The sequence below is a fragment of the Stomatohabitans albus genome (genome assembly GCF_036336025.1).
Lineage (GTDB): Bacteria > Actinomycetota > Nitriliruptoria > Euzebyales > Euzebyaceae > Stomatohabitans > Stomatohabitans albus.
Genome location: NZ_JAYKKE010000001.1, coordinates 901,710 through 921,999 on the forward strand (window position 1 = coordinate 901,710; position 20,290 = coordinate 921,999).

Genomic DNA, 20,290 nt, shown 5'->3' on the forward strand with positions numbered 1-20,290 from the left:
GCTTGATTTATGGGCGACTGATACGAAGGGTGTTGAGGGTCCGCATGTGAAGCCGACGTTTGTGATTGTGGCTGGTAATACCCCAGCCCCGACGCCTACCCCGACGCCGACCCCAACCCCAACTACAAACCCACAGCCAAATCGTGGACCGATTATTGAAGCGGTGAGTGATATCACCATCAATAACCGCCAAGAGAATACGATTCCATTTGAAACGGATGATCCAGAGGATGATGGCATTCGTCGAGTGATCTACACACAGATCGCGGGATTCTCGGTTCGTCACGTTCGTGATGACAACTGGCAGGTTGTCGTTGCTCGTGGTACAGCAGCTGGCACCTACAAATTTGCCATCAGTGCTGTAGACGTAAACGGTAACGAAGGCCCGAAGCACACGATTACTGTTCGAGTGGTCAGTGATTCTGAACCCCAACCGCCAGTGGAACCAGGAGTAAACCATGCTCCTCGCGTCAACATTAAGGGTGGGACCTACGATAACCGTCGGACCAACAAGATTAACTTCACAGTTAATGACCCTGACGGTGATAACTATCGCGTCTGGTGGTACCCAATTGAAGGCTTCCACCTTCGGTTTGTAACTGGTTCCACCTGGGAAATTACCATTGATCCAGGCGTGCGCCCTGGTCGATACAACCTCCGCATCTGGGCCGTTGACGAGCACAACCTCAAGGGTGCTGAAACGAACGCAGAGGTCAACATCGTTGGCAACCCGGTCAATGCCGCACCGTCTATTCGTGGTGCCTATATCACGATGTACCGCGGGTACCCCTACACCTACCGCTTAGAAGCGAGCGACCCTGACAATGACAACCTGACCTTCCGCATTATTCGCGGTGGTGAGCGTTGGATGCGTATGGATGGCCAGAACCTAGTCCTGAGCCCCTCACGCCAAGTGCGTCGCGGGACCTATCGTCTCACGATTGAAGTCAGTGACGGCAACTTGAGGTCGCAAGCGGACTTCGAGGTACGTATCCGCTAACCAAGGGTGGTGGCCAATCAAGGATGATTATGGCCATACATCAACAAACCGCCTCTTCGGGGGCGGTTTGTTTCGTTTTGCTATCGAATAAATGGTCGGCAGTTGGTTTGGAAGGCAGGCCAACGTATAGTCACGTAGAGAAATAAAAATGAGATGAATCTCTAACTCTGGTGAACGATAGGTCACGTACCTCATTATTGGGGCTACGCCAGAAAGGGCTTTGATGGAATATCCGCCTAAAGCTGCGTTGGCGGCATTCGGTGCTGTTGCACTCGGTCTTGTCGCCCATTTCTTATTCCCTGACCCACAGGAACTACCTAATCAGCCACCCGAAGGAGCAACGCCGTCGCTTGGAGCGTACGACCAGATACCAGCTGACTCAAACCAAACGATCACCAATGAATCGATGGCCTCTCCTGAGTCTGCCCGAACGTCACCCCATCCAACGAAGGCAACGCCCACTGCGAGTGCTGAGGAAGAAGATCAGTCACCACGATGCTTGGCACCTGAGATTGAATTTGAGCGGGTTTCTGGAAAAGATCGCTTTGCCACGGCTATTTCCGTTAGTAAAACCCTGTACAAAGCCAGATCTGAGGATCATGTTGTCTTAGTTTCGGCAATGAACTACCCCGATGCCATTGCCGCGCTGAATACATCAAAACCAGGTGATGCAACACCAATTCTGCTGACCCCTAGTGAGGGGCTAACCCCTGAGATTGAGGCTGAACTGCGACGCATCGCCACCAATGACGCAACCGTAACGGTCATAGGTGGCCCCACAGTGATATCAGATTCCCTCATCGCTCAAGTCCAAGGGTTTGGCTACACGGTTGAGCGGATAGCCGGACCAGACCGTGTCACCACATCGATGAGTCTGGCAGACCACTACTCCAAGAATGCCCGAAACCGAACCTACATCATCTCACCGGCAGATGATTATGCCGTCAGCCTTGTAGCTGGTGCACTCGCAGTATCACGTAATGCTACGCATGTGATGAGTCCTACCGGAAGTGGGAGTAACCCTGTCTACGGATGGCTCCATGAACGTAACCCTTACGAATTATGGGTAATTGGGGATGGTTTGAGTACGGCACTTGCTAACCGCTCAAGCCACTTTGTGCATGCTGATATCGCTCCCGCAATCGAACAACAGGTCAGCTATCCAGAAAGTACCTGCGCACCAAGCGCAGACCTGTTGCAACCTGGACCAGGCCAGCAGACGATTGCCGAACGGGTGTTGACAACGGCGTTTAGAGATGCGACAGACATTGTGGTTGTCGATGCGGATAGCCCTGTTGATGGTATTGCCGCAGGACAGATGGCCGCCCAATACAATGCACCAATTCTGCCCTTATATCGAGATATGCATCTGGTTGATCGGTACGTGGGCTTAATTAAAACACTTGGGGCAAAAGAACGGATGATCCATTTTGTTGGTGGTAAGCGTTCGATAAGTGATGGTGTCAAGAACCATTTTGTGGAATACCTATCTCAGTAGTTTCACCAGCTAGGAATGAATGTGCTTGCCTGTAGGTGGGCAGAGTTTGGCAAGTACCTCAATAGAATGCTCCGCCTGCATACGTGAAAAAATCATTCCGGCCGCTAACGCATCCTCGCCGGCATGGTGATGGGTGAACGCCCGGTCAGGATAGTAATAGTTGAATACCTGAGCAAGGTTTTTACGCATGGCATGATCAAGGAGTTTGCGAGCAAGGCGTAGGGTGCAATAGCGCCGGTTCATGATTGGATCGTGGTCATAGAGTGCGGCTAAATCGGAGAGGATATACCCATCAAAAGCCATATTGTGTGCCACAACGGGGATATCGCCGATGAAATCTGCAACCGCAGGAAAGATGTCTTCCCACGTTGGGGCATGTTCAACCTGTTCGGGCAAAATACCATGCACCTGCATATTCCCATACTCAAAGACAGCGTAATCAGGATGGGGTTTAAGCAAGGTGTACAACGAATCTTCTACTTCACCGTTGTGGTCAAACCGTACGAGCCCTATCGCACAAGCAGATGCGCGGACACGGTTAGCCGTTTCGAAATCAAGGGCAACGAATGATTCCATCTTTACCTCCTGCACTACGGACTAGCTTATGCCGTGGTGCAGCGGAGAAATGTTGGGCGTACCTGAGCGAGAGGAGAAGAAAGGTACGCCCAACATCGGTATTGACGACTATGTAGAGAGAACTCCACAAAGAACGATGTCGTCAAACTCTCTCCAAATCACATCGGCTTCGCTGCACCCAGCGGCGCGCATTGCTTCGAGGTGAAATGTTCTTGTGACATAGGCTGCGGCATGGCGTTCAGCCCAACGCTCACGGTGAAGCTCGGCTTCCACGGCCATCTCTGGAACAGCTAAGGCTTCATCCCACCAGGCTTCCCATGTTTGGGCGCCTTCTGATATGGCAATGTCCATGTACCGATCACGCAAGCGTTCGGCAATGCTTCCCAATACCGGCTTCTGTTCGGTACTGTAATACAAGTGATCAGCGTTGAGGAGTACCCCTCCGGGACGGATAAGCTTTGCCGCTTCGGCATATACCGACACGAGTGCGGCGGGAGATAGCCAGTGCAACGCAGTGGCAGACACCATCGCATCAAATTCATCAAAGGGGAGTTTGTCGAGCCAACCGGCTTCACTCAGGTTGGCATCAACGATATGGAATCGTGACGGATCGGGATTTGTTTCGGCTGCGATGCGCAACAGCACGGGGTCTCTATCAACACCAACAATCTGGCAATTGGGGACCTGTTCGAGAATGGTGTGCGAGACGGAGCCTGGCCCACAGCCCAAGTCAAGCACCCTGATAGGGCGACCGTCTACAGGGTCAAGCTCATTAATCACGCTAGCCATGACGTGGACACGATGTTCACGATGCTCCATGAAAATGCGTTGTTGGATATTCCATCGTTCCAACAGTTCATGGAAAATGCTCATTCCGTACCTTTCTTTGGTGAATACACCAAGTGAAAATTGTCCTCGTGCACAATGCGCTCAACGTCAACCTTGTAAATCGATGAAATAATCTCTGGTGACAAGACATCAAATGCTGGGCCTGAAGCGACAACCGCCCCTTGATCCAACAGCACAATGGAATCGCAATAGCGTGCAGCCAGATTCAAGTCGTGAAGGACGACAACAGAAACACATTCCAGTTGCGTTACAAGATCCATCAATGCATAACTGTGGTGAATATCAAGGTGGTTGGTGGGTTCGTCCAACAGCATGTGATCAGCCTGTTGCACGATGGCTCGGGCGATCATCACTCGCTGTTGTTCACCGCCGGATAACTCACTGGTGAGCCGGTCAGCCAAGTGGTCAAGTTCAACCATCTCGAGCGCCTGTTGGGTCAAGACCTTGTCCTCGGCATTGCCATAGGACAACATCGAACGATGCGCGAGACGCCCTAACTGCACACTGTCACGTACCGTCAAGGCCAACGGATCTCGAGGCCGCTGTGATACAACCGCCATCCGCCGTGCAATCTCTTTATGTGAAAGCTCACGCAGTTCACGTTCGTCAACCACAATCTTGCCACTATCACGTTTAAGCACGCCGTAGAGTGCTGCAAGGAGGGATGACTTCCCGGCACCGTTCGGGCCGACAACCCCGATCATGGTTGAACCTTCAGTCGTGAAGTCCACGTGGTCAACGACCACACGGCCACCACGTGAAATGATGAGGTTGTCAGCAGTAATCATTGTGTTATTGACCTAACGTTTCGGCTAATTTCTCAACACCGCGAATGGAGTTTGGTGAAGGAGGATCAGTGAAGCGGAAGGGCATGGTGAACAATTTGTTGTTCTTCACCGCATCCAAGTTGGACGCCCCATTGATACCCATAAAGGTGTTTTTGGCGCCTTCAGCGGTACCAGAGCCATAGAGCAACACGATGGTTTCAGGGTTCTGGTCAAGAACCGATTCCATGGACATGCCTTCAATCAGGCGTTCCTTACGGTCGGCGTAGACATTCTTAAGCCCAACGGCCTCAAACTGTGGTTGAACCATGCTGGCTTTGCCATAGGCCCAGAACTGTTCGTCACCCTCGTCAATGTAGATGGCCATACCTGTGCCACGGTCTTGTGGAGAAGCCTTCTTGACCTCTTCAATTTTGCCGTCCAACTGGGCGATGATTTCTTCGGCCTTATCTTCCATCATGAAGAGCTTGCCGTATTTGCGAGCCTCGGTTTTCACCAGGTCAAAGTTGGCGGTAGGTAACTCAACCGCATCTGATCCTGTTTCATCAGGGCACCAGGCATCAGGGGAGTAGAACAGCACACCGGCTTTGGTAAGGGCTTCACGGTCCGCACCGGTGTCGTAGCCGATAACCAAATCAGGGTTTAAGGCCAAAATCGATTCGGTTGACAATGTGGACCCACCGCCGGGGTTCTTCTGACCTTCAATGATGGGCACATCCTTTAAGGCCTCGAGAACCTCAGGTTCATACACCTCGGTGGCCAGCGCTTTACCCATACCAACCACACGGTCATGGATACCCATTTCCCACAGGAAGGCCATTGCGTCATCACCCATGGTGATCACTCGCTGTGGCGACTTTTCTACCGTCAATTCTTGAGTGCAACTCATGACCTTGCGTGGTTCATTATTCGCAACCGTAGCTTCGCCATGTTCGGATGATTCACTGCCGTTTGCTGCGCTGCTAGCTTCGGCAGTGGTACTTGCACTCGCTGAGGCATCGTCCACAGGTGTGGGCGCAGGGGCAGAACAGGCCGCAAGGCCAGCCGTACCGACGACAGCAGCGAGGATTGATACTAATTTATAAGACACAATGTCCTTTCAGTGTTGGTTAAAGATCTGTCCTGTGGTTATTGCCCAAACAACTCATTGAGTCGTTCAAGGCCATTAACCGTATTCGGTGAAGGTGGATCAACAAACCGGAATGGCATTGCGTATAGCTTGTTGTTTTTCACCGCATCAAGGTTGGATGCGCCCACAATGCTCTTAAAGGTTTCTTTAGACCCTTCACCAGTTCCTGAATTAAACAGCAACACAATATTGTCTGGGTTGCGTTTCAGGATTTCTTCCATGGACATCCCATCGATCCGCCGTTCCTTGCGATCGCCGTAGACGTTCGTCAACCCAACAGCTTCAAAGAGGGGCTGAACCATGCTGGTTTTACCGTAGGCAAAGAACTTGTCTGAACCTTCGTTAATGTAGACGGCCATCGCAGTTCCTCGGCTATCCGGTGATTGCGACTTAATGGCTTCAATCTGATTGTCCAGGTTCTTTACCAATTCTGTGGCTTTATCTTCGATGTGGAAGATTTTGCCGTAGCTGAGTACCTCACGTTCAACTAAATCAAAACTGGCTGGCTCAACATCATCTGGAATATTGGAGCCTTTGGTGATGCACCATGCTTCTGGTGAATAAAAGGGCACACCAGCTTTGTTAAGCCCTTCGCGGTCTGCACCACTGTCATACCCAATCACAAGGTCGGGGTCAAGGGCGAGAATGGACTCGGTAGAGAGCACTGCTCCTCCACCTTCCGTCTTACTACCTTCAATGATGGGTACTTGATTAAGTGCTTCTAACACATCGGGCTTATATACCTCAGGGTTGGGTGCTTTGCCCATACCGACAACCTTGTCGTGTAACCCCAATTCCCACAAGAATGAAATAGAGTCATCAGCCAAGGTAACGATGCGTTCGGGAGCTTTTTCAAAGGTAAGCTCCTGATCGCAACTCATAACCTTCGTTGGTTCATCCTTTGCGACCTTGGCTGGTTCTGAGGTTGCTTGGGTAGCGGTCGTTTCTGACGGCGTATTGCTAACAGCTGCCTCGGATGACCCTCCTACCTCAGTCGGGGCAGGAGCGGTGCATGCACTCAATGCGAGTGCACACATCGTGGCGGCTGCGAATGAGACTAACTTTCCAGACATATCTGTCCCTTCAACACGCAATCAGTAATACGTGTTTATTGGTTAATAAATTCGCTGATCTTCTCGACCCCGCGAATGGAGTTCGGAGAAGGTGGATCTGCAAAACGGTTTTGCAAGGTGAGGATCCTGTTGTTCTTTACCGCGTCAAGTTGGTCGGCACCTGCAATCCCTTTAAAGGTGTTGATAATGCCTTCGGGGGTGCCATGTTGATAGAAAATGACAATCGTTTGGGGATTGTGCTTCAGCACTTCTTCCATCGACATGCCTTCAATTAAGCGGTCCTTGACATCGGCATACACATTCTTGAGGCCTACCGCGTCAAACTGGGGTTGGATCATACTGCCAGCGCCATAACCAAAGAACTTGTCGTTACCTTCATCAAGGTACAGCGCCATGGCGGTGCCTTTGTCTTCGGTTGCGGCCTTCTTCACTGCTTCAATTTGGCCGTCTAGTTTCTTAACGAGTGCCTCGGCCTTGTCTTCCTGATGGAAGATTTCTCCGTATTTACGAGCCTCGGATTTCACGAGATCAAAGCTGGCAGGAATGGCGTCTGTGGTGGTTTCGTCAGAGCCAATTTTGACTTTGCGTTCAGGGCACCAGGCATCGGGGGAGTAGAACCAAACACCCGCCTTCGTGAGGGCTTCACGATCAGCACCGCTATCGAAACCAATCACAATGTCCGGGGTGAGCGCAAGGAGCGACTCTGTAGACAAAAGTGCCCCACCACCTTCGGTTTTGCTGCCCTCAATGATGGGTACATCCTTCAAGGCTTCTAACACCTCTGGGCCGTACACATCCTTGGGTAATGGTTTACCCATCCCTACAACGGTGTCTTGAAGGCCCATCTCCCAGAGGAATGACATCGCATCATCACCCATCGTGATAACCCGTGCTGGCGCCTTATCAATATTCAATTCTTGTGTGCAACTCAAGACAATATTCGTGCCGTCCGCTGCACTGGTGCTCTCGGTATCAGAGGCAGCATCAGTGGATTCACTTGCCGCTGGTTCGCTTGTAGGCGCTGTTGTGGCAGACGGAGTGTCGCTGCCATTTGGAGTTGGTGCAGTACATGCCGCCAAGGTGCCTAAACACAACGCAGCAGTAAGGGCTTTGATAAGAATGGAATGTTTCATACGTTTCTCGCTCTTAATCAAGGGTTAGAACTCAAGAACCGAGCAGTTCGCTGAGTTTTTCAACACCGCGCACCGATACTGGTGAAGGCGGGTCAGTCAAGCGGAACGGCATCGCGAAGACGCGATCGTTTTTCACCGCATCAAGTTGATCTGCCCCAGGCAAGCTAGCAAAAGTCTGCTTCACTGTTTCAGGGGTACCGAGGATGAAGAACAGCACGATGGTGTTCGGGTTCTTTTCCAACACCGTTTCCATCGACATACCTTCAATGAGGCGCTCGGGATTATCGCCGTACACATTGTCGAATCCGACGGCATCAAAGATGGGTTGCACCATTGATGCGTTGCCATAGCCCCAGAACTCTTCGGTGCCTTCATCGATATAGATACCTGCGGCACTAACGCGTTCATCGGGAGCTTTTTCGCGCACAGCTTTAATTTTCTGATCCAGTCGGTCAACAAGCTGCTTGCCAGCCTCAGGATCATTCATAATTTTGGCGAATTTAAGCGATTCCTTCTTCGCATCCTCAAAGGAAGCAGGCTTTCGTTCAAGTTCACTGCAGTACTGGTCGGGCACATACATATTGATGCCTGACTTCTTTAATGCCTCACTATCAGCGGCATTCGTGGTTCCAATAACCAGGTCGGGGTGCACTTCTAAAATCTTTTCCAGTGAGACATTGACCCCACCGCCCTCAGTTTTCGTGCCTTCGAGGAGCGGAATGCGCTCAAGCTGGGCATACACCTCATCGTCATAGATACCTGGTGTGGCTGCTTGGCTCATCGCCACGACGCGATCCATCTTTCCTAGTTCGGAAAGGAACGGAACCCCAATGTCATAGAGCAGCACAATGCGCTCAGGTGCCTTTTCAAAGGTCAACTCCTCCGTACAGCTCATCACGGTGTATGGGCCCGTTTCAGGAGTGAGTCCCGCGTCCCCACCTCCTGCTGCAGAGGTTGATGATTCCGTTGCCGCCGGTGTTGTCGTTTCGGCAGAGGACTCAGCCGTAGGGGCGCTGGACTGAACCGGTTGTGGTGCCGGTGCCGTGCATGCGGCAAGCGCCCCCGCACACAATGCGGCCATGAGGCTATTTTTTACAAAAGTTACGTTCATCACACTCGACCTTCGGTTACGAACCAAGCAGTTCATTCAGTTTTTCGACACCCTCAATCGTGTTCGGTGTGGGTGGGTCGGTGTACACAAAAGGCAGGGCGTACACCTTGTTGTTCTTCACTGCATCTAAATCTTGAGCTCCCGGTAAGGCGACAAACGCTTGTTTCAGTGCTTCCGGGTCATCACGTTGGTAGAGCAACACCACCGTGCCTGGGTTTTCAGTCAAAATGGCTTCAATGGCCGTATCACGGATAATCCGTTCATCGCGATTGGCATACACATTTTCAAGGCCAACCGCTTCAAACATCGGCTGAACCATAGAGCCGTTGCCATAGGCCGTATACGTCGTTTTGCCTTGTGAGGCATATAACGCCATCCCGGTTCCGCGAGGTGTTGCATTCATTGACTTGATCTCAGCTACACGCGCATTCATTCGCTTGATCAATGCTTCGCCCTCATCAGCGACATCAAATATTGCGGCGTACTTGCGCACCTCATCGTTAATATCATGGAAAATCGCGTGGCTGGTCTTAACGTCCGGGCACCAGGCATCGGGTGAGTAGAACGGCACACCAGCTTGAGTTAATGCCGCTCGGTCAGCCCCTGAGTCGTATCCAACAACTAAATCTGGATTGGCCGCCAGTAAGGTTTCGGTGGATACCTGGCTGCCACCCGTAGCGTTCTCTACATGATCAAGCAGAGGAATAGACGAGAGCTTGGCCATGAGCTCATCGCTGTAGATCCCTTCGGGAATCGGTTCCCCTAAGGCAACAACCTTGTCAAGCAAGCCCATCTCATTCATAAACGGGATTGAGTCGTCACCGAGCAATACAACACGTTCAGGTGCACGGTCAAAGGTCAACGTCTGTGTACAACTCATCACCTTGATGGCCGGTTCATTGGCTACTGCTGGTGAACCGGAGGTCCCTGGAGCGGGTGTAGCGGTTGAAGAGGAAACAGAAGCCGGTTGCGTCGTGCTACACGCGGAGAGGCTGACGCACCCAATGAGGGTGAATGCTACAAGTGAATAGCGAGCCAACACGTTCCTTTCCTCCGTCTCTAAAACTTGGCTGTACTGGTTGTTTGGCTTACAACGGGGTCTTACTTTTATGCAACAGCATCAGTAGGAATGGGGCACCTACGGAGCCTGTGATTACGCCGATTGGAAGTTCAACTGGTGATAAGGCAACCCGGGCAATGGAGTCAGCCGCCACAAGGAAGGCAGAGCCCAATAGGACACACCCGAGGGTGACCATGCGTTGGGCGCGGCCAAGGAGACCGCGCACCAAGTGGGGGACAACCAGGCCAACAAACCCGATCCCACCTGAGGCGCTAACCACAATCCCAACGCCGATCGAAACCACAATGAGGAGCCCAATGCGGACAGCATTAGGGTTAATGCCCACCGCCTGGGCTGCCTCATCACCGCCACCAAGCGCGTCAAGCGCTGGCCCGAAATACGCAACTACCAGACACACAAAGAGTGCCGCTAGTGCGCAAATCATGGCATCTTGCCAACTGGCTCGAGCGAGAGAGCCAAGCATCCAAAACAACACAGAACGTGCAGTTTCAGGGTTGTCGGCACTGAATACCAGCATGTTTGTTATCGCGGTAAACCCATACCCCACGGCCAACCCTGAGAGGATGAGCTTGGCGGGTGAGGGTCGGCGCCCCGCGAATAACAAGGTGGCAAGGGTTGCCACCAATGCGCCGAAAAAGGCAAAGACCGGGAGCGTCATGACGCCCAACCATGTTGTGCCCAACACCAACACAACAAAGGCGGCCCCTGTTGACGCCCCCGAGCTAAGCCCCAATGTGTAGGGGTCTGCAAGCGGGTTGCGTACGACGACTTGCAAAACAGCACCACTCACGGCTAACACTGCTCCGGTGAAGAGGCCGGTTATGACTCGCGGCACCCTGGTTTCCCAGATAATTGCTGCAGTCAAATTCGGCCAGTCATACACCTGCTCAGTGCCAATGGTGTGGTTGCTGATAATGTCAAGCACCACCAAGGGGTGAACGGCTGCTGGCCCTACCCCGAATGCTGAGACAAGACTGATGATCAGCACCACCACAAGGGCGATGATGTACCAGAATTTGCTAATCGACGGTACGCGCACGACTCGCTACTTCTTTATTTGCTCGCTGAGCTTTTCAACACCAATCACCGAGGTTGGTGATGGTGGATCGGTAAAGACAAATGGCAAGGGATAAACCTTGTTTTCCTTCACCGCTTTAAGATCAGAAGCTCCTGGGCTCTTTAAGAAGGTGTCAAGTACGGCCTGCTCATCATTATCGTCATGCAACAAAATGATGTGGTCAGGGTTTTCCTCAAGAATCTTCTCAACGGCGATTTCCCCAATCAGACGATTCGGGTCGTTCGCATAGACGTTCTGCAACCCAACCGTTTCCATGATCGGGTGAATCATCGAGCCATTTCCGTAGGTGTAAAACACCGGGTCACCCGCAGTGACGTATAAGGCCATCGCTGACCCTAAATCAGCCGGGGCTGCGGCCTTAATGGCATCCACCTTTGACTGGAACTCATCAATCTTCTGTTTGGCTTCATCTTCTTTCCCGAAGATCTTCCCATACTTTTCATATTCCTTAGCCACAAGGTCAAAGGATGCAGGTACGGGTTTATAATCCGGGCAGAACTGATCGGAGGTGTACATAGGCACACCGGCACTGCGTAAAGCAGCCCGGTCAGCACCCGTGTCATAGGAGATAACCAGATCGGGGTTCTGATCTAGCAGTACTTCCGTTGAAACGGTTGCGCCGCCACCTTCAGGTACCGTGTGTTCAAGCTGAGGGATGGCGTTCAACGCCTTTTCGTCCTCGGCGTTGTACACACCTGGTGGAATATCCTCACCTCGCCCAATGACAGAATCCACAACGCCGAGACCCAGGAGATAGGCCGCCGGATCGTCGCCGACCATCACCACCCGCTTGGGCGGGGTGTCAAAGGTCAGTTCATCAGTGCAACTCATCACCTTGCCAGTCGCACTTGCGGTGGTTGCGTCACTTGAGGCTTCACTTGTTGAAGCTGATGCACTTGTTGGCTCCCCTGTGCTTGATGGCGATGCACTCTGATCCACAGGGGATGGGGTTGTGCACGCAGACAATGCAAGGGCAGCAAACAATGACAAAAGAACAGCAGAACGGTTCATGTATAAGAAAATCCTTATCTTCTTCACGAGAGCCGTTACGCGAGGCTCGAAGTTGTTTCCCGGTAGGTCTTCGGACTTCACATCAACCGGAACCGACGCCTTCCCATCAGATGACAGTGGCTTGTGTCGTTCCGTCCGTGTTACCGCTGCGCGTCAGTTCAGGATTTTCACCTGATTCCCTTGCATTGGAATGCGACCGGATAGACGTACGATACCCGATACCCCTGCGGTTCTGCAAATGCCTTTGGCCTGCATTTGCCCAGGTCTTAAGCAGATAGAGGGCTTGAATCGTAGGTATTTCCTGCAATTCCTTAATTCGAGATGCACAATGGTCGGTCCGCCTCAAACGAGGTGGATTCGTGGTGGGCTGGTATGTCCAGTTCGCCCCCAGCCACTTGGCTGGTCGTCACACGATTCATTAGAGGAGTACCCCGTGGCCAAAAAAGTAAATGGCTATATCAAACTCCAGATTCCCGCCGGTCAGGCAACCCCTGCCCCGCCCGTAGGTTCATCCTTGGGTCAGTACGGCGTGAACATCATGGAGTTCTGCAAAGCGTTCAACGAGAAGACTCAGCCAATGGCTGGGGACACGATTCCCGTTGTTATTACGGTTTATGAAGACCGTTCCTTTGACTTCATCACCAAGACCCCTCCGGCTGCGCAATTACTTATCAAGGCAGCCAAGATTGCAAAGGGCTCGGGTGAACCAAACCGCAACAAAGTTGGTGAAATCAAGCGTGAGCTTGTGCGTGGCATTGCAGAAACAAAAATGCCTGACTTGAATGCCAACGACCTAGATGCGGCCACCAAGATTATTGAAGGCACCGCCCGCTCAATGGGCCTGGTTGTCGTCGACTAATAACTGCGATGTGGGAGGGCGGCTGAGACCCGCCTGAATGCACCACAAGGAGATCATATGCCTAAACGAGGTAAGAAATATTTAGAAGCAGCCAAGAAGGTTGATCGCAACGTGTTGGTTAGCCCGTCAAATGCGGTGCGCCTAGCAAAGGAAACGGTGACGGTTTCCTTCGACCCGACGGTCGAGGTAGCAATCCGCCTGGGTGTTGACCCACGTAAAGCTGATCAGATGGTTCGTGGATCAGTTATTTTGCCGGCTGGCACGGGTAAAACTAACCGTGTTGCGGTATTTGCTGAAGGCCCCAAGGCCACCGAAGCTACTGAGGCTGGCGCCGATGTTGTTGGTGTTGATGAAATCACCGACAAGATTGAATCCGGTGAGCTTGACTTTGACGTGCTCATCGCAACACCAGACCAGATGGGCAAGCTCGGTCGTTACGGTAAGGTCCTCGGCCCGCGTGGGTTGATGCCTAACCCCAAGACCGGCACCGTCACGATGGATGTAGCTAAGGCGGTTTCTGATGCCAAAGGCGGGAAGGTGGACTTCCGTGTTGATCGCCAGGCCAATGTGCACACGATTATCGGGAAAGCATCCTTCTCCGCCCAGGATCTGTGGGCAAACTACAACGCCCTTATCGAAGAGATTGCACGGTTGAAGCCCTCAAGCGCTAAAGGTCGTTACTTCAAAAACATCGCCATGAGTACTGCGATGGGCCCGTCTATTCGTGTGGCTTACGTGGAACGTGACTCCTACTCTGAGGACGACATCTTGGATACAAGCGGAAACACGTCTGAATAGTCGTTTTTCGTAAGTAATAAATGCACCAATGCGGACCCTTGTGGTCCGCATTTGCACGTTTGGAAGGCAATTGGACTCCTATCAGCAAAAGTACTACGTTACGAAGGTCCACCATTTGGACGTTGAGCTGAGGAGAAGGCGTTTCAATGGAAGAAAGTAAGCAACGGGTTATTCAGGAGTTTGTTCCTGGCAAACAGGTAACACTTGCCCACATCGTGGCTAATCCTGATCCGCAGTTGTTTGCAAAACTCGGTCTCGGGAGAGATCTGAATGGGGCGATTGCGATTTTGACCATCACCCCAAGTGAAGCGTCAATTATTGCAGCAGATGCTGCAACAAAAGCCAGCGAAGTCCAGCTTGGGTTCGTTGACCGCTTTAGTGGTTCCCTTTTAATCGTTGGCAATTTGGCTGACGTAGAAGCGGGGCTACGTGCTGTGCTTGACACCTTGGTGGGATTACTTCGATTTACACCCGCACCAATAACACGGTCATAGGAGGCGTCATGGCAGCAGTCTTAATGGTCGGTTCTGTCGGTGTAGGGAAGACGACCCTCACCCAACGGTTAACGGACCGTGATATTGAGTATGTCAAAACACAGGCAACCTACCGTGAAGGTGATGTTTTTGACACGCCGGGTGAATACCTTGATGGGCCATTCCATAAGCAAGCCTTGCAGCTGACCAGTGCTGAAGCAGACGTCATCTTATTCCTGTTGGCCGCTACCGCGTTGGAATGCCGTATACCACCAGGGTTCTCATCGTTCTTCATGAAACCCGTTATCGGGGTAGTGACGAAAAAGGATATGGCCACTGAAGACGAAATTGAGCGATCCATTTCGCTTCTTGAACAAACGGGTGCACATCCCGTACTTGTCGTTTCTGCAATGACGGGAGAAGGAATCGAAGAGCTTTCACAGTTGATCAATAAGGAAGGGGGCACCAGCTAATGGCAGTCAGCTATCATCCCACTGCGGTGCACATGGGCGAAGACGCAATGGACACCCTTACGCAATTTTCCGGTCAACGAGTGCTTATCATCACCGACGCATTCCTGGCTACCACGGATTTGGTCGCAAACGCTAAAGCGCGCTTGGGCCAGCACGTGCATATTTTTGATGGAGTCATCCCTGACCCAACAACTGAAACCGTCGCCGAAATTGTAAGAATGTCGAATCAGGTAAGACCTGAAGTCGTTATTGCCATTGGTGGTGGATCCCCAATCGATGCAGCTAAGGGCGGCTTATTAGCGATAAACCATAACGGCCATAGCCCCACCTTTATCGTCATTCCCACAACCTGTGGGTCTGGTTCCGAGGTCACGCCATTCACGATTATCACCGACCAAAATGGGACCAAAAACGCGCTGGTTACCGATGATGTATTGCCAGAGATTGCGATTTTGACACCCGAGGCGGTGGCGACGCTACCCGCTCATATTGCGGCTGAAACCGGTATGGACGCATTGACGCATTGTTTTGAGGCGTATACGTCTACCGATGCCCAGATTTTCTCTGATATGTGGGCGATGCATGCAATAGAACTCCTGTTCACTCATCTTGTACCCAGTTATCAAGGCAATCAGGAAAGCCGTGAAATACAGCTTTATGCCTCAACGATGGCTGGATTTGCGTTTTCAGAAGCTGGCCTCGGTATCGTGCACTCCATGGCACATGCGACCGGGGCACGACTTCACCTTGTGCACGGACGGATTAACTCCGTCTTGTTGCCGCGCGTTTTAGCGTTTAACGCTGGGCTTCCTAATCCCAGTACCCCAGAAGAACTCCGGGTGGTTCAACGCCTCGCCGCAGTAGCCGATCACATCGGCATTGCTAAGCAGACCCCCGTTGAATCCGCGAATGCGGTTATTAATCGTATCGTTGAGATTCGTCAAACACTCGGTATTGCCGATACGCTGACAGGACTTGGTGCGAGCGAGGCACCCAGCCCAGCATTGTTCGATGACCTGGCATCCCATGCCATCGTCGATCCTTGTACAACTACAAACCCAAAACCGGTCACCCAAGCAGATTTGAGCGGAATTATCCGTGATGCCTGGTAACCGTTCCAAAAACCCAACACCCCAGCTCGTCTGGATTATTGAGAGGAAAGATAAATGCAAGAAGCATTAGGCATGGTTGAAACCAAGGGCCTCGTTGCCAACATCGAAGCCGCTGATGCGATGGTCAAGTCTGCAAACGTGCAACTGATTGGCCAGCGTCAGATTGGGTCCGGTTTGGTTACCGTCATGGTCCGTGGCGACGTTGGGGCTGTAAAGGCTGCTACTGACGCCGGCGCCGTGGCTGCAGGTAATGTGGGCGAAGTTGTTGCTGTCCACGTCATCCCGCGTCCACACACTGACGTTGAGAAGATCCTCCCCACCCTGGACGCTTAATACGCTCTCTAGGTTCAACACGTTAAGGAGAGCTCATGGCAAATGAGGAACTCATTAATAAGGTAATGGGCGAGGTGATGAAGCGAGTGAGTTCATCCGGCGCTCCAGCCTCAGCCCCAGCTCCTACACCTGCGGTAAGCGAATCGGTGCGCCCTGCGCACACTGAGTTTGTCGGGACGAACCCACTCGGTGACACCGTTGGCCTTGTTATCGCCAACGTTGATGCCAAGCTGCACAAGCACATGAAGATGGATAAGCCATACCGTTCAATCGGTATCATCGGCTCTCGCACGGGAGCTGGCCCACAAATCTTTGCGGCTGATGAAGCAGTGAAGGCAACCAACACCGAAGTGGTTACGATTGAACTTCCCCGCGATACCAAGGGTGGTGCAGGGCACGGTTCATTGATCGTCTTTGGTGCCGAAGATGTGTCCGACGCCCGTCGTGCAGTAGAAGTAACGCTGGAAGAAGTTACCCGCACCTTTGGTGATGTATATGCCAACGATGCTGGTCACCTCGAATTCCAGTACACCGCACGCGCCTCAGGTGCCCTTGAAAAGGCATTTGGTGCCCCAGTTGGTAAAGCCTTTGGGATTACCGTTGGCGCCCCGGCTGCAATTGGTGTGGTCATGGCTGATACCGCAGTCAAGGCGGCGATGGTTGATGTCGTGGGATATGCCAGCCCTGGGGAGGGCACAAGTTTCACTAATGAGGTCATTTCATTCCTCAGCGGTGACTCGGGTGCGGTCCGTCAAGCGGTTACTGCAGCACGAGAAATCGGGCTTGATTTACTTGGTGCTCTTGGCGCTAAACCTGAATCATTGGCTACACCGTATATCTAGGGGGCGTGATGGCAAGGTCTAAACGATTCGAAGCCCTTGCTAACCGCCCGGTTAACCAAGACGGCTTCGTAACTGAATGGCCGGAAGTTGGGCTGATCGCCATGGAAAATCCTGGTGATCCGGTGCCCAGTATCCGGATTGAAAACGGTGTCATCGTTGAAATGGACTCGAAGCAGCGTGCTGACTTCGACATGATCGACACCTTTATTGCAAACTACGGCATCAACCTTGAGCGGGCTGAAGAGGTCGCCAAGATGGATTCTGTAGAACTCGCACGAATGATGGTTGATATCAACGTGCCTCGTGATGAGATCGTGTCATTAACCACCAGCATGACCCCAGCCAAGCTGACCGAAGTGGTGAGCCAGTTGACGGTGTTGGAAATGATGATGGCGGTCTCAAAAATGCGGGCGCGCAAACAGCCGTTCAATCAGTGCCACGTGACAAACCTGGCTGACAATCCAGTCCAGATTGCGGCCGATGCGGCCGAAGCTGCCCTGCGCGGATTCGTTGAGCAAGAAACAACGGTCGGTGTGGTGCGTTACGCCCCCTTTAACGCCATGAGTCTGCTGATCGGTGCCCAGTGCGGGCGGCCGGGTGTGCTGACCCAATGTGCGGTTGAAGAAGCAACCGAATTAGACCTCGGGATGCGTGGCTATACGTGCTACGCCGAAACGGTGTCCGTCTATGGAACCGAAGCGGTATTCATGGACGGTGATGACACGCCGTGGTCAAAGGGGTTTTTGGCAAGCTGCTACGCAAGCCGCGGGCTAAAGATGCGCTTTACCTCGGGGACGGGTTCAGAAGTACAGATGGGTGCCGCTGAAGGTAAGTCCATGTTGTATCTCGAAGCGCGTTGCTTGTACGTCACCAAGGCAGCGGGTTCTCAAGGCACCCAAAACGGATCTGTGTCGTGCGTTGGTGTACCAACGGCGGTGCCATCAGGTGTTCGTGCCATTTTGGGTGAAAACCTGATCGGGATGGCCCTCGACTTAGAGTGCGCCTCCTCAAACGACCAGACATTCACCCACTCGGATTTGCGCCGTGTTGCCCGTTCGTTGATGCAGTTTGTGCCTGGCACCGACTTCATCTGTTCTGGTTATTCTGCCGTTCCGAACTACGACAACATGTTTGCCGGCTCCAACTGGGATGCAGAGGACTTTGATGACTGGAATATCATCCAGCGCGACTTAAAGGTTGATGCTGGCCTCTCTCCAGCCAACGAAGATGAAACGGTGGCGGTGCGCAATTTAGCTGCTCGCGTTATTCAAGGCCTATTCCGTGAATTGGGGTTGCCTGAGATTACGGACGAAGAGGTAGAAGCAGCAACGTATGCCCACGGGTCCAAGGATATGCCGAAACGCAATGTTGTTGATGACTTGAAAGCTGCAGATGAGCTGATTAGCCGCGGTATCACCGGTGTGGATATGGTTCGTGCCCTTGATCGCGCGGGTTTCAGTGAGATTGCTGAACGGCTGATGAATGTCCTCAAACAGCGTGTCGCTGGTGACTACTTGCACACCAGCGCAGTTCTGACCAAGGACTTCAAGGTCATCAGTGCGGTTAACCAACCAAATGATTATGGCGGACCAAAAACGGGTTACCAGATCAGTGATGAACGGTGGGATGAAATCAAGACCATCCGTCAGGCCATTAGCCCGGACAGCATTTAGGAGGCATGATGAGTATTGATCGACATGAACTCCTGCGTATTGTCAAAGAGGTTGTGGCCGAGCTGGCAGCTGCGGGAGAACTAGGTAGCCAAACTCGCGAGTCTGAAAGCACCGCACCAGTTGCGACGGCTGTACCTGCAGCACCGGAACCAAAAACGCCTGTGGCGGCTTCGGAGCCAGCTGCAACAGCAGTTGCACCAGAGCCGACACCTGTTGAACCGGTACCAACACCAACAAGCGCCCCAGGTGAGCATGTCGCCCCCGAACCCTTAGCCATTACTGAACTGGGTGATGCTGAACGCGGCACCAACCCTAAGGAAGTGGTTATCGGATTGGCGCCAGCTTTTGGTAGCGCGCAAACGGAGACGATTATTCAGATCCCTCACCGCGATGTGTTGCGTGAAATTTGCGCCGGTATCGAAGAAGAGGGACTGTCCTATCGGTTTGTGCGCATGTACCGAACCTCAGATGTGGGGTTCGTTGCACACGAAGCCGCCAAACTGAGTGGTTCTGGAATCGGTGTGGGTGTGCAGTCCAAAGGTACTGCAGTTATTCACCAGGCTGATTTACCGCCCTTGTCAAACCTGGAACTGTTTTCACAGGCACCCCTGGTGGACCTCGATACGTTCCGTGCTATCGGCAAGAACGCCGCAAAGTACGCGAAAGGTGAGAGTCCAGGCCCGGTACCTGTGCGAAATGACCAGATGGCTCGTCCCAAGTACCAAGCCAAGGCCGCCTTGCTCCACATCAAGGAGACCCAGTTGTGCGACCTGAATAGGCGTGCACAAGAACTGCGTATTGAAGGGATTGGACGATGAACCAAGAGGAACTTGTCCAACAGATTATGGCTGAGATTACAGCCAACTTGGGTGCTGATAGCACAGTGTCGTTTAACAAGGCACCAGCGCCGTCGGCGAATGCCCCGGTATCTGAGAAACCAGCCGCCACGCCAACCCCTGCGCCCGCTGCTTCCAGTGAGTCACAGGGTACGGTGATGACGAGCGCGCAGTATCCACTCAGTGAGAAAGTGCCTGAACGGATCAAGAGTGCATCGGGTAAGTCACTGGCTGATTTCAATTATCAGGCAGTTATTGATGGCACCTTGAATACTGAGGACTTTCGTATCAGTCCAGAAACATTGGAGATGCAAGCACAGGTTGCAGAAAGTGTGGGGCGCACTGCCTTTGCCCGTAACTTACGCCGTGCAGCCGAGTTGATTGCCATTCCCGATGCGCGATTACTGGAGATATACAACGCCTTGCGGCCGTATCGATCCACCAAACAAGAGCTGTTGGACATCGCTGATGAGCTGGACAACAAATACTCAGCAGCGGTAAATGCCGCCTGGGTTCGTGAAGCTGCTGACGTGTACGAACAGCGTGACCGGTTGCGCAAGGACTGAA

21 protein-coding genes, 1 pseudogene and 1 riboswitch are annotated in these 20,290 nt (G+C 52.5%); of the genes and pseudogenes, 12 read left to right on the forward strand and 10 right to left on the reverse strand.

What is annotated here, in order from left to right:
* Together VCU37_RS04085 and VCU37_RS04090 are read left to right on the forward strand one after the other, a co-directional pair.
* A pseudogene (locus VCU37_RS04085) lies at positions 1–1,000 on the forward strand (hypothetical protein); the annotation flags it as partial.
* 223 nt (positions 1,001–1,223) lie between these two features.
* Complete coding sequence (locus VCU37_RS04090) at positions 1,224–2,498, forward strand: cell wall-binding repeat-containing protein (protein ID WP_336249338.1); 1,275 nt, start codon at positions 1,224–1,226, stop codon at positions 2,496–2,498.
* A gap of 9 nt (positions 2,499–2,507) precedes the next feature.
* Here the strand turns inward: VCU37_RS04090 and VCU37_RS04095 are convergent, their stop codons facing one another.
* The 10 genes from VCU37_RS04095 to VCU37_RS04140 all read right to left on the reverse strand — a co-directional run bounded on the left by VCU37_RS04095 (position 2,508) and on the right by VCU37_RS04140 (position 12,324).
* Positions 2,508–3,074 carry an exonuclease domain-containing protein gene (locus tag VCU37_RS04095; RefSeq protein ID WP_336249339.1) on the reverse strand — a complete coding sequence of 189 codons (567 nt, stop codon included), beginning with the start codon at positions 3,072–3,074 and terminating at the stop codon, positions 2,508–2,510.
* Between the two features lie 108 nt (positions 3,075–3,182).
* A complete protein-coding gene (locus VCU37_RS04100) occupies positions 3,183–3,947 on the reverse strand; it encodes a class I SAM-dependent methyltransferase (RefSeq protein WP_336249340.1) in 765 nt (254 codons plus the stop codon).
* The gene (locus VCU37_RS04105) at positions 3,944–4,711 is read right to left on the reverse strand and encodes an ABC transporter ATP-binding protein (RefSeq protein ID WP_336249341.1); all 768 of its coding nucleotides are present in this window, start codon (positions 4,709–4,711) and stop codon (positions 3,944–3,946) included. Before VCU37_RS04105 ends, VCU37_RS04100 begins: the two co-directional genes overlap by 4 nt.
* 4 nt (positions 4,712–4,715) lie before the next feature.
* Positions 4,716–5,798 (reverse strand): ABC transporter substrate-binding protein, encoded by a 1,083-nt coding sequence (locus VCU37_RS04110; protein WP_336249342.1) that lies wholly within the window; start codon positions 5,796–5,798, stop codon positions 4,716–4,718.
* A gap of 38 nt (positions 5,799–5,836) precedes the next feature.
* Complete coding sequence (locus VCU37_RS04115) at positions 5,837–6,910, reverse strand: ABC transporter substrate-binding protein (protein WP_336249343.1); 1,074 nt, start codon at positions 6,908–6,910, stop codon at positions 5,837–5,839.
* A 35-nt stretch (positions 6,911–6,945) separates the two neighbouring features.
* The gene (locus VCU37_RS04120) at positions 6,946–8,043 is read right to left on the reverse strand and encodes an ABC transporter substrate-binding protein (protein ID WP_336249344.1); all 1,098 of its coding nucleotides are present in this window, start codon (positions 8,041–8,043) and stop codon (positions 6,946–6,948) included.
* A gap of 31 nt (positions 8,044–8,074) precedes the next feature.
* The gene (locus VCU37_RS04125; RefSeq protein ID WP_336249345.1) at positions 8,075–9,154 is read right to left on the reverse strand and encodes an ABC transporter substrate-binding protein; all 1,080 of its coding nucleotides are present in this window, start codon (positions 9,152–9,154) and stop codon (positions 8,075–8,077) included.
* A 16-nt stretch (positions 9,155–9,170) separates the two neighbouring features.
* Positions 9,171–10,193 (reverse strand): ABC transporter substrate-binding protein, encoded by a 1,023-nt coding sequence (locus VCU37_RS04130; RefSeq protein ID WP_336249346.1) that lies wholly within the window; start codon positions 10,191–10,193, stop codon positions 9,171–9,173.
* Between the two features lie 49 nt (positions 10,194–10,242).
* Positions 10,243–11,274, reverse strand: coding sequence for a FecCD family ABC transporter permease (locus VCU37_RS04135; RefSeq protein WP_336249347.1), 1,032 nt, complete (start codon positions 11,272–11,274; stop codon positions 10,243–10,245).
* 6 nt (positions 11,275–11,280) lie between these two features.
* Positions 11,281–12,324, reverse strand: coding sequence for an ABC transporter substrate-binding protein (locus VCU37_RS04140; protein WP_336249348.1), 1,044 nt, complete (start codon positions 12,322–12,324; stop codon positions 11,281–11,283).
* Positions 12,325–12,368: 44 nt separating this feature from the next.
* Positions 12,369–12,538, reverse strand: a riboswitch (cobalamin riboswitch).
* A gap of 219 nt (positions 12,539–12,757) precedes the next feature.
* Between VCU37_RS04140 and rplK the strand changes: the two genes are divergently transcribed.
* From rplK to VCU37_RS04190, 10 genes are all read left to right on the forward strand, one after another.
* Complete coding sequence (gene rplK / locus VCU37_RS04145) at positions 12,758–13,183, forward strand: 50S ribosomal protein L11 (protein ID WP_336249349.1); 426 nt, start codon at positions 12,758–12,760, stop codon at positions 13,181–13,183.
* Positions 13,184–13,240: 57 nt separating this feature from the next.
* On the forward strand, positions 13,241–13,981 hold the full coding sequence (rplA, locus tag VCU37_RS04150) for a 50S ribosomal protein L1 (RefSeq protein WP_336249350.1): 741 nt from the start codon (positions 13,241–13,243) through the stop codon (positions 13,979–13,981).
* A 146-nt stretch (positions 13,982–14,127) separates the two neighbouring features.
* The gene (locus VCU37_RS04155; RefSeq protein WP_336249351.1) at positions 14,128–14,475 is read left to right on the forward strand and encodes a BMC domain-containing protein; all 348 of its coding nucleotides are present in this window, start codon (positions 14,128–14,130) and stop codon (positions 14,473–14,475) included.
* An 8-nt stretch (positions 14,476–14,483) separates the two neighbouring features.
* Positions 14,484–14,927 (forward strand): EutP/PduV family microcompartment system protein, encoded by a 444-nt coding sequence (locus VCU37_RS04160; protein ID WP_336249352.1) that lies wholly within the window; start codon positions 14,484–14,486, stop codon positions 14,925–14,927.
* The gene (locus VCU37_RS04165; RefSeq protein WP_336249353.1) at positions 14,927–16,039 is read left to right on the forward strand and encodes an iron-containing alcohol dehydrogenase family protein; all 1,113 of its coding nucleotides are present in this window, start codon (positions 14,927–14,929) and stop codon (positions 16,037–16,039) included. The genes VCU37_RS04160 and VCU37_RS04165 overlap by 1 nt, the downstream gene beginning before the upstream one ends.
* A gap of 54 nt (positions 16,040–16,093) precedes the next feature.
* Entirely contained in the window at positions 16,094–16,372 is a 279-nt protein-coding gene (pduA, locus tag VCU37_RS04170; RefSeq protein WP_336249354.1) for a propanediol utilization microcompartment protein PduA, read from the forward strand.
* A gap of 35 nt (positions 16,373–16,407) precedes the next feature.
* Positions 16,408–17,214 carry a propanediol utilization microcompartment protein PduB gene (gene pduB / locus VCU37_RS04175; RefSeq protein WP_336249355.1) on the forward strand — a complete coding sequence of 269 codons (807 nt, stop codon included), beginning with the start codon at positions 16,408–16,410 and terminating at the stop codon, positions 17,212–17,214.
* Between the two features lie 8 nt (positions 17,215–17,222).
* On the forward strand, positions 17,223–18,887 hold the full coding sequence (locus VCU37_RS04180) for a propanediol/glycerol family dehydratase large subunit (protein ID WP_336249356.1): 1,665 nt from the start codon (positions 17,223–17,225) through the stop codon (positions 18,885–18,887).
* An 8-nt stretch (positions 18,888–18,895) separates the two neighbouring features.
* Complete coding sequence (locus tag VCU37_RS04185) at positions 18,896–19,705, forward strand: propanediol/glycerol family dehydratase medium subunit (RefSeq protein ID WP_336249357.1); 810 nt, start codon at positions 18,896–18,898, stop codon at positions 19,703–19,705.
* Positions 19,702–20,289, forward strand: coding sequence for a diol dehydratase small subunit (locus tag VCU37_RS04190; RefSeq protein ID WP_336249358.1), 588 nt, complete (start codon positions 19,702–19,704; stop codon positions 20,287–20,289). The genes VCU37_RS04185 and VCU37_RS04190 overlap by 4 nt, the downstream gene beginning before the upstream one ends.
* Position 20,290: the final 1 nt, after the last annotated feature.

Bases quoted from the DNA above. Each gene is read 5' to 3' on its own strand.
- VCU37_RS04090 (WP_336249338.1), top strand. From the start codon at position 1,224: ATGGAATATCCGCCTAAAGCTGCGTTGGCGGCATTCGGTGCTGTTGCA.
- VCU37_RS04095 (WP_336249339.1), bottom strand. From the start codon at position 3,074: ATGGAATCATTCGTTGCCCTTGATTTCGAAACGGCTAACCGTGTCCGC.
- VCU37_RS04100 (WP_336249340.1), bottom strand. From the start codon at position 3,947: ATGAGCATTTTCCATGAACTGTTGGAACGATGGAATATCCAACAACGC.
- VCU37_RS04105 (WP_336249341.1), bottom strand. From the start codon at position 4,711: ATGATTACTGCTGACAACCTCATCATTTCACGTGGTGGCCGTGTGGTC.
- VCU37_RS04115 (WP_336249343.1), bottom strand. From the start codon at position 6,910: ATGTCTGGAAAGTTAGTCTCATTCGCAGCCGCCACGATGTGTGCACTC.
- VCU37_RS04120 (WP_336249344.1), bottom strand. From the start codon at position 8,043: ATGAAACATTCCATTCTTATCAAAGCCCTTACTGCTGCGTTGTGTTTA.
- VCU37_RS04125 (WP_336249345.1), bottom strand. From the start codon at position 9,154: ATGAACGTAACTTTTGTAAAAAATAGCCTCATGGCCGCATTGTGTGCG.
- VCU37_RS04140 (WP_336249348.1), bottom strand. From the start codon at position 12,324: ATGAACCGTTCTGCTGTTCTTTTGTCATTGTTTGCTGCCCTTGCATTG.
- rplA (WP_336249350.1), top strand. From the start codon at position 13,241: ATGCCTAAACGAGGTAAGAAATATTTAGAAGCAGCCAAGAAGGTTGAT.
- VCU37_RS04155 (WP_336249351.1), top strand. From the start codon at position 14,128: ATGGAAGAAAGTAAGCAACGGGTTATTCAGGAGTTTGTTCCTGGCAAA.
- VCU37_RS04160 (WP_336249352.1), top strand. From the start codon at position 14,484: ATGGCAGCAGTCTTAATGGTCGGTTCTGTCGGTGTAGGGAAGACGACC.
- VCU37_RS04165 (WP_336249353.1), top strand. From the start codon at position 14,927: ATGGCAGTCAGCTATCATCCCACTGCGGTGCACATGGGCGAAGACGCA.
- pduA (WP_336249354.1), top strand. From the start codon at position 16,094: ATGCAAGAAGCATTAGGCATGGTTGAAACCAAGGGCCTCGTTGCCAAC.
- pduB (WP_336249355.1), top strand. From the start codon at position 16,408: ATGGCAAATGAGGAACTCATTAATAAGGTAATGGGCGAGGTGATGAAG.
- VCU37_RS04180 (WP_336249356.1), top strand. From the start codon at position 17,223: ATGGCAAGGTCTAAACGATTCGAAGCCCTTGCTAACCGCCCGGTTAAC.
- VCU37_RS04185 (WP_336249357.1), top strand. From the start codon at position 18,896: ATGAGTATTGATCGACATGAACTCCTGCGTATTGTCAAAGAGGTTGTG.
- VCU37_RS04190 (WP_336249358.1), top strand. From the start codon at position 19,702: ATGAACCAAGAGGAACTTGTCCAACAGATTATGGCTGAGATTACAGCC.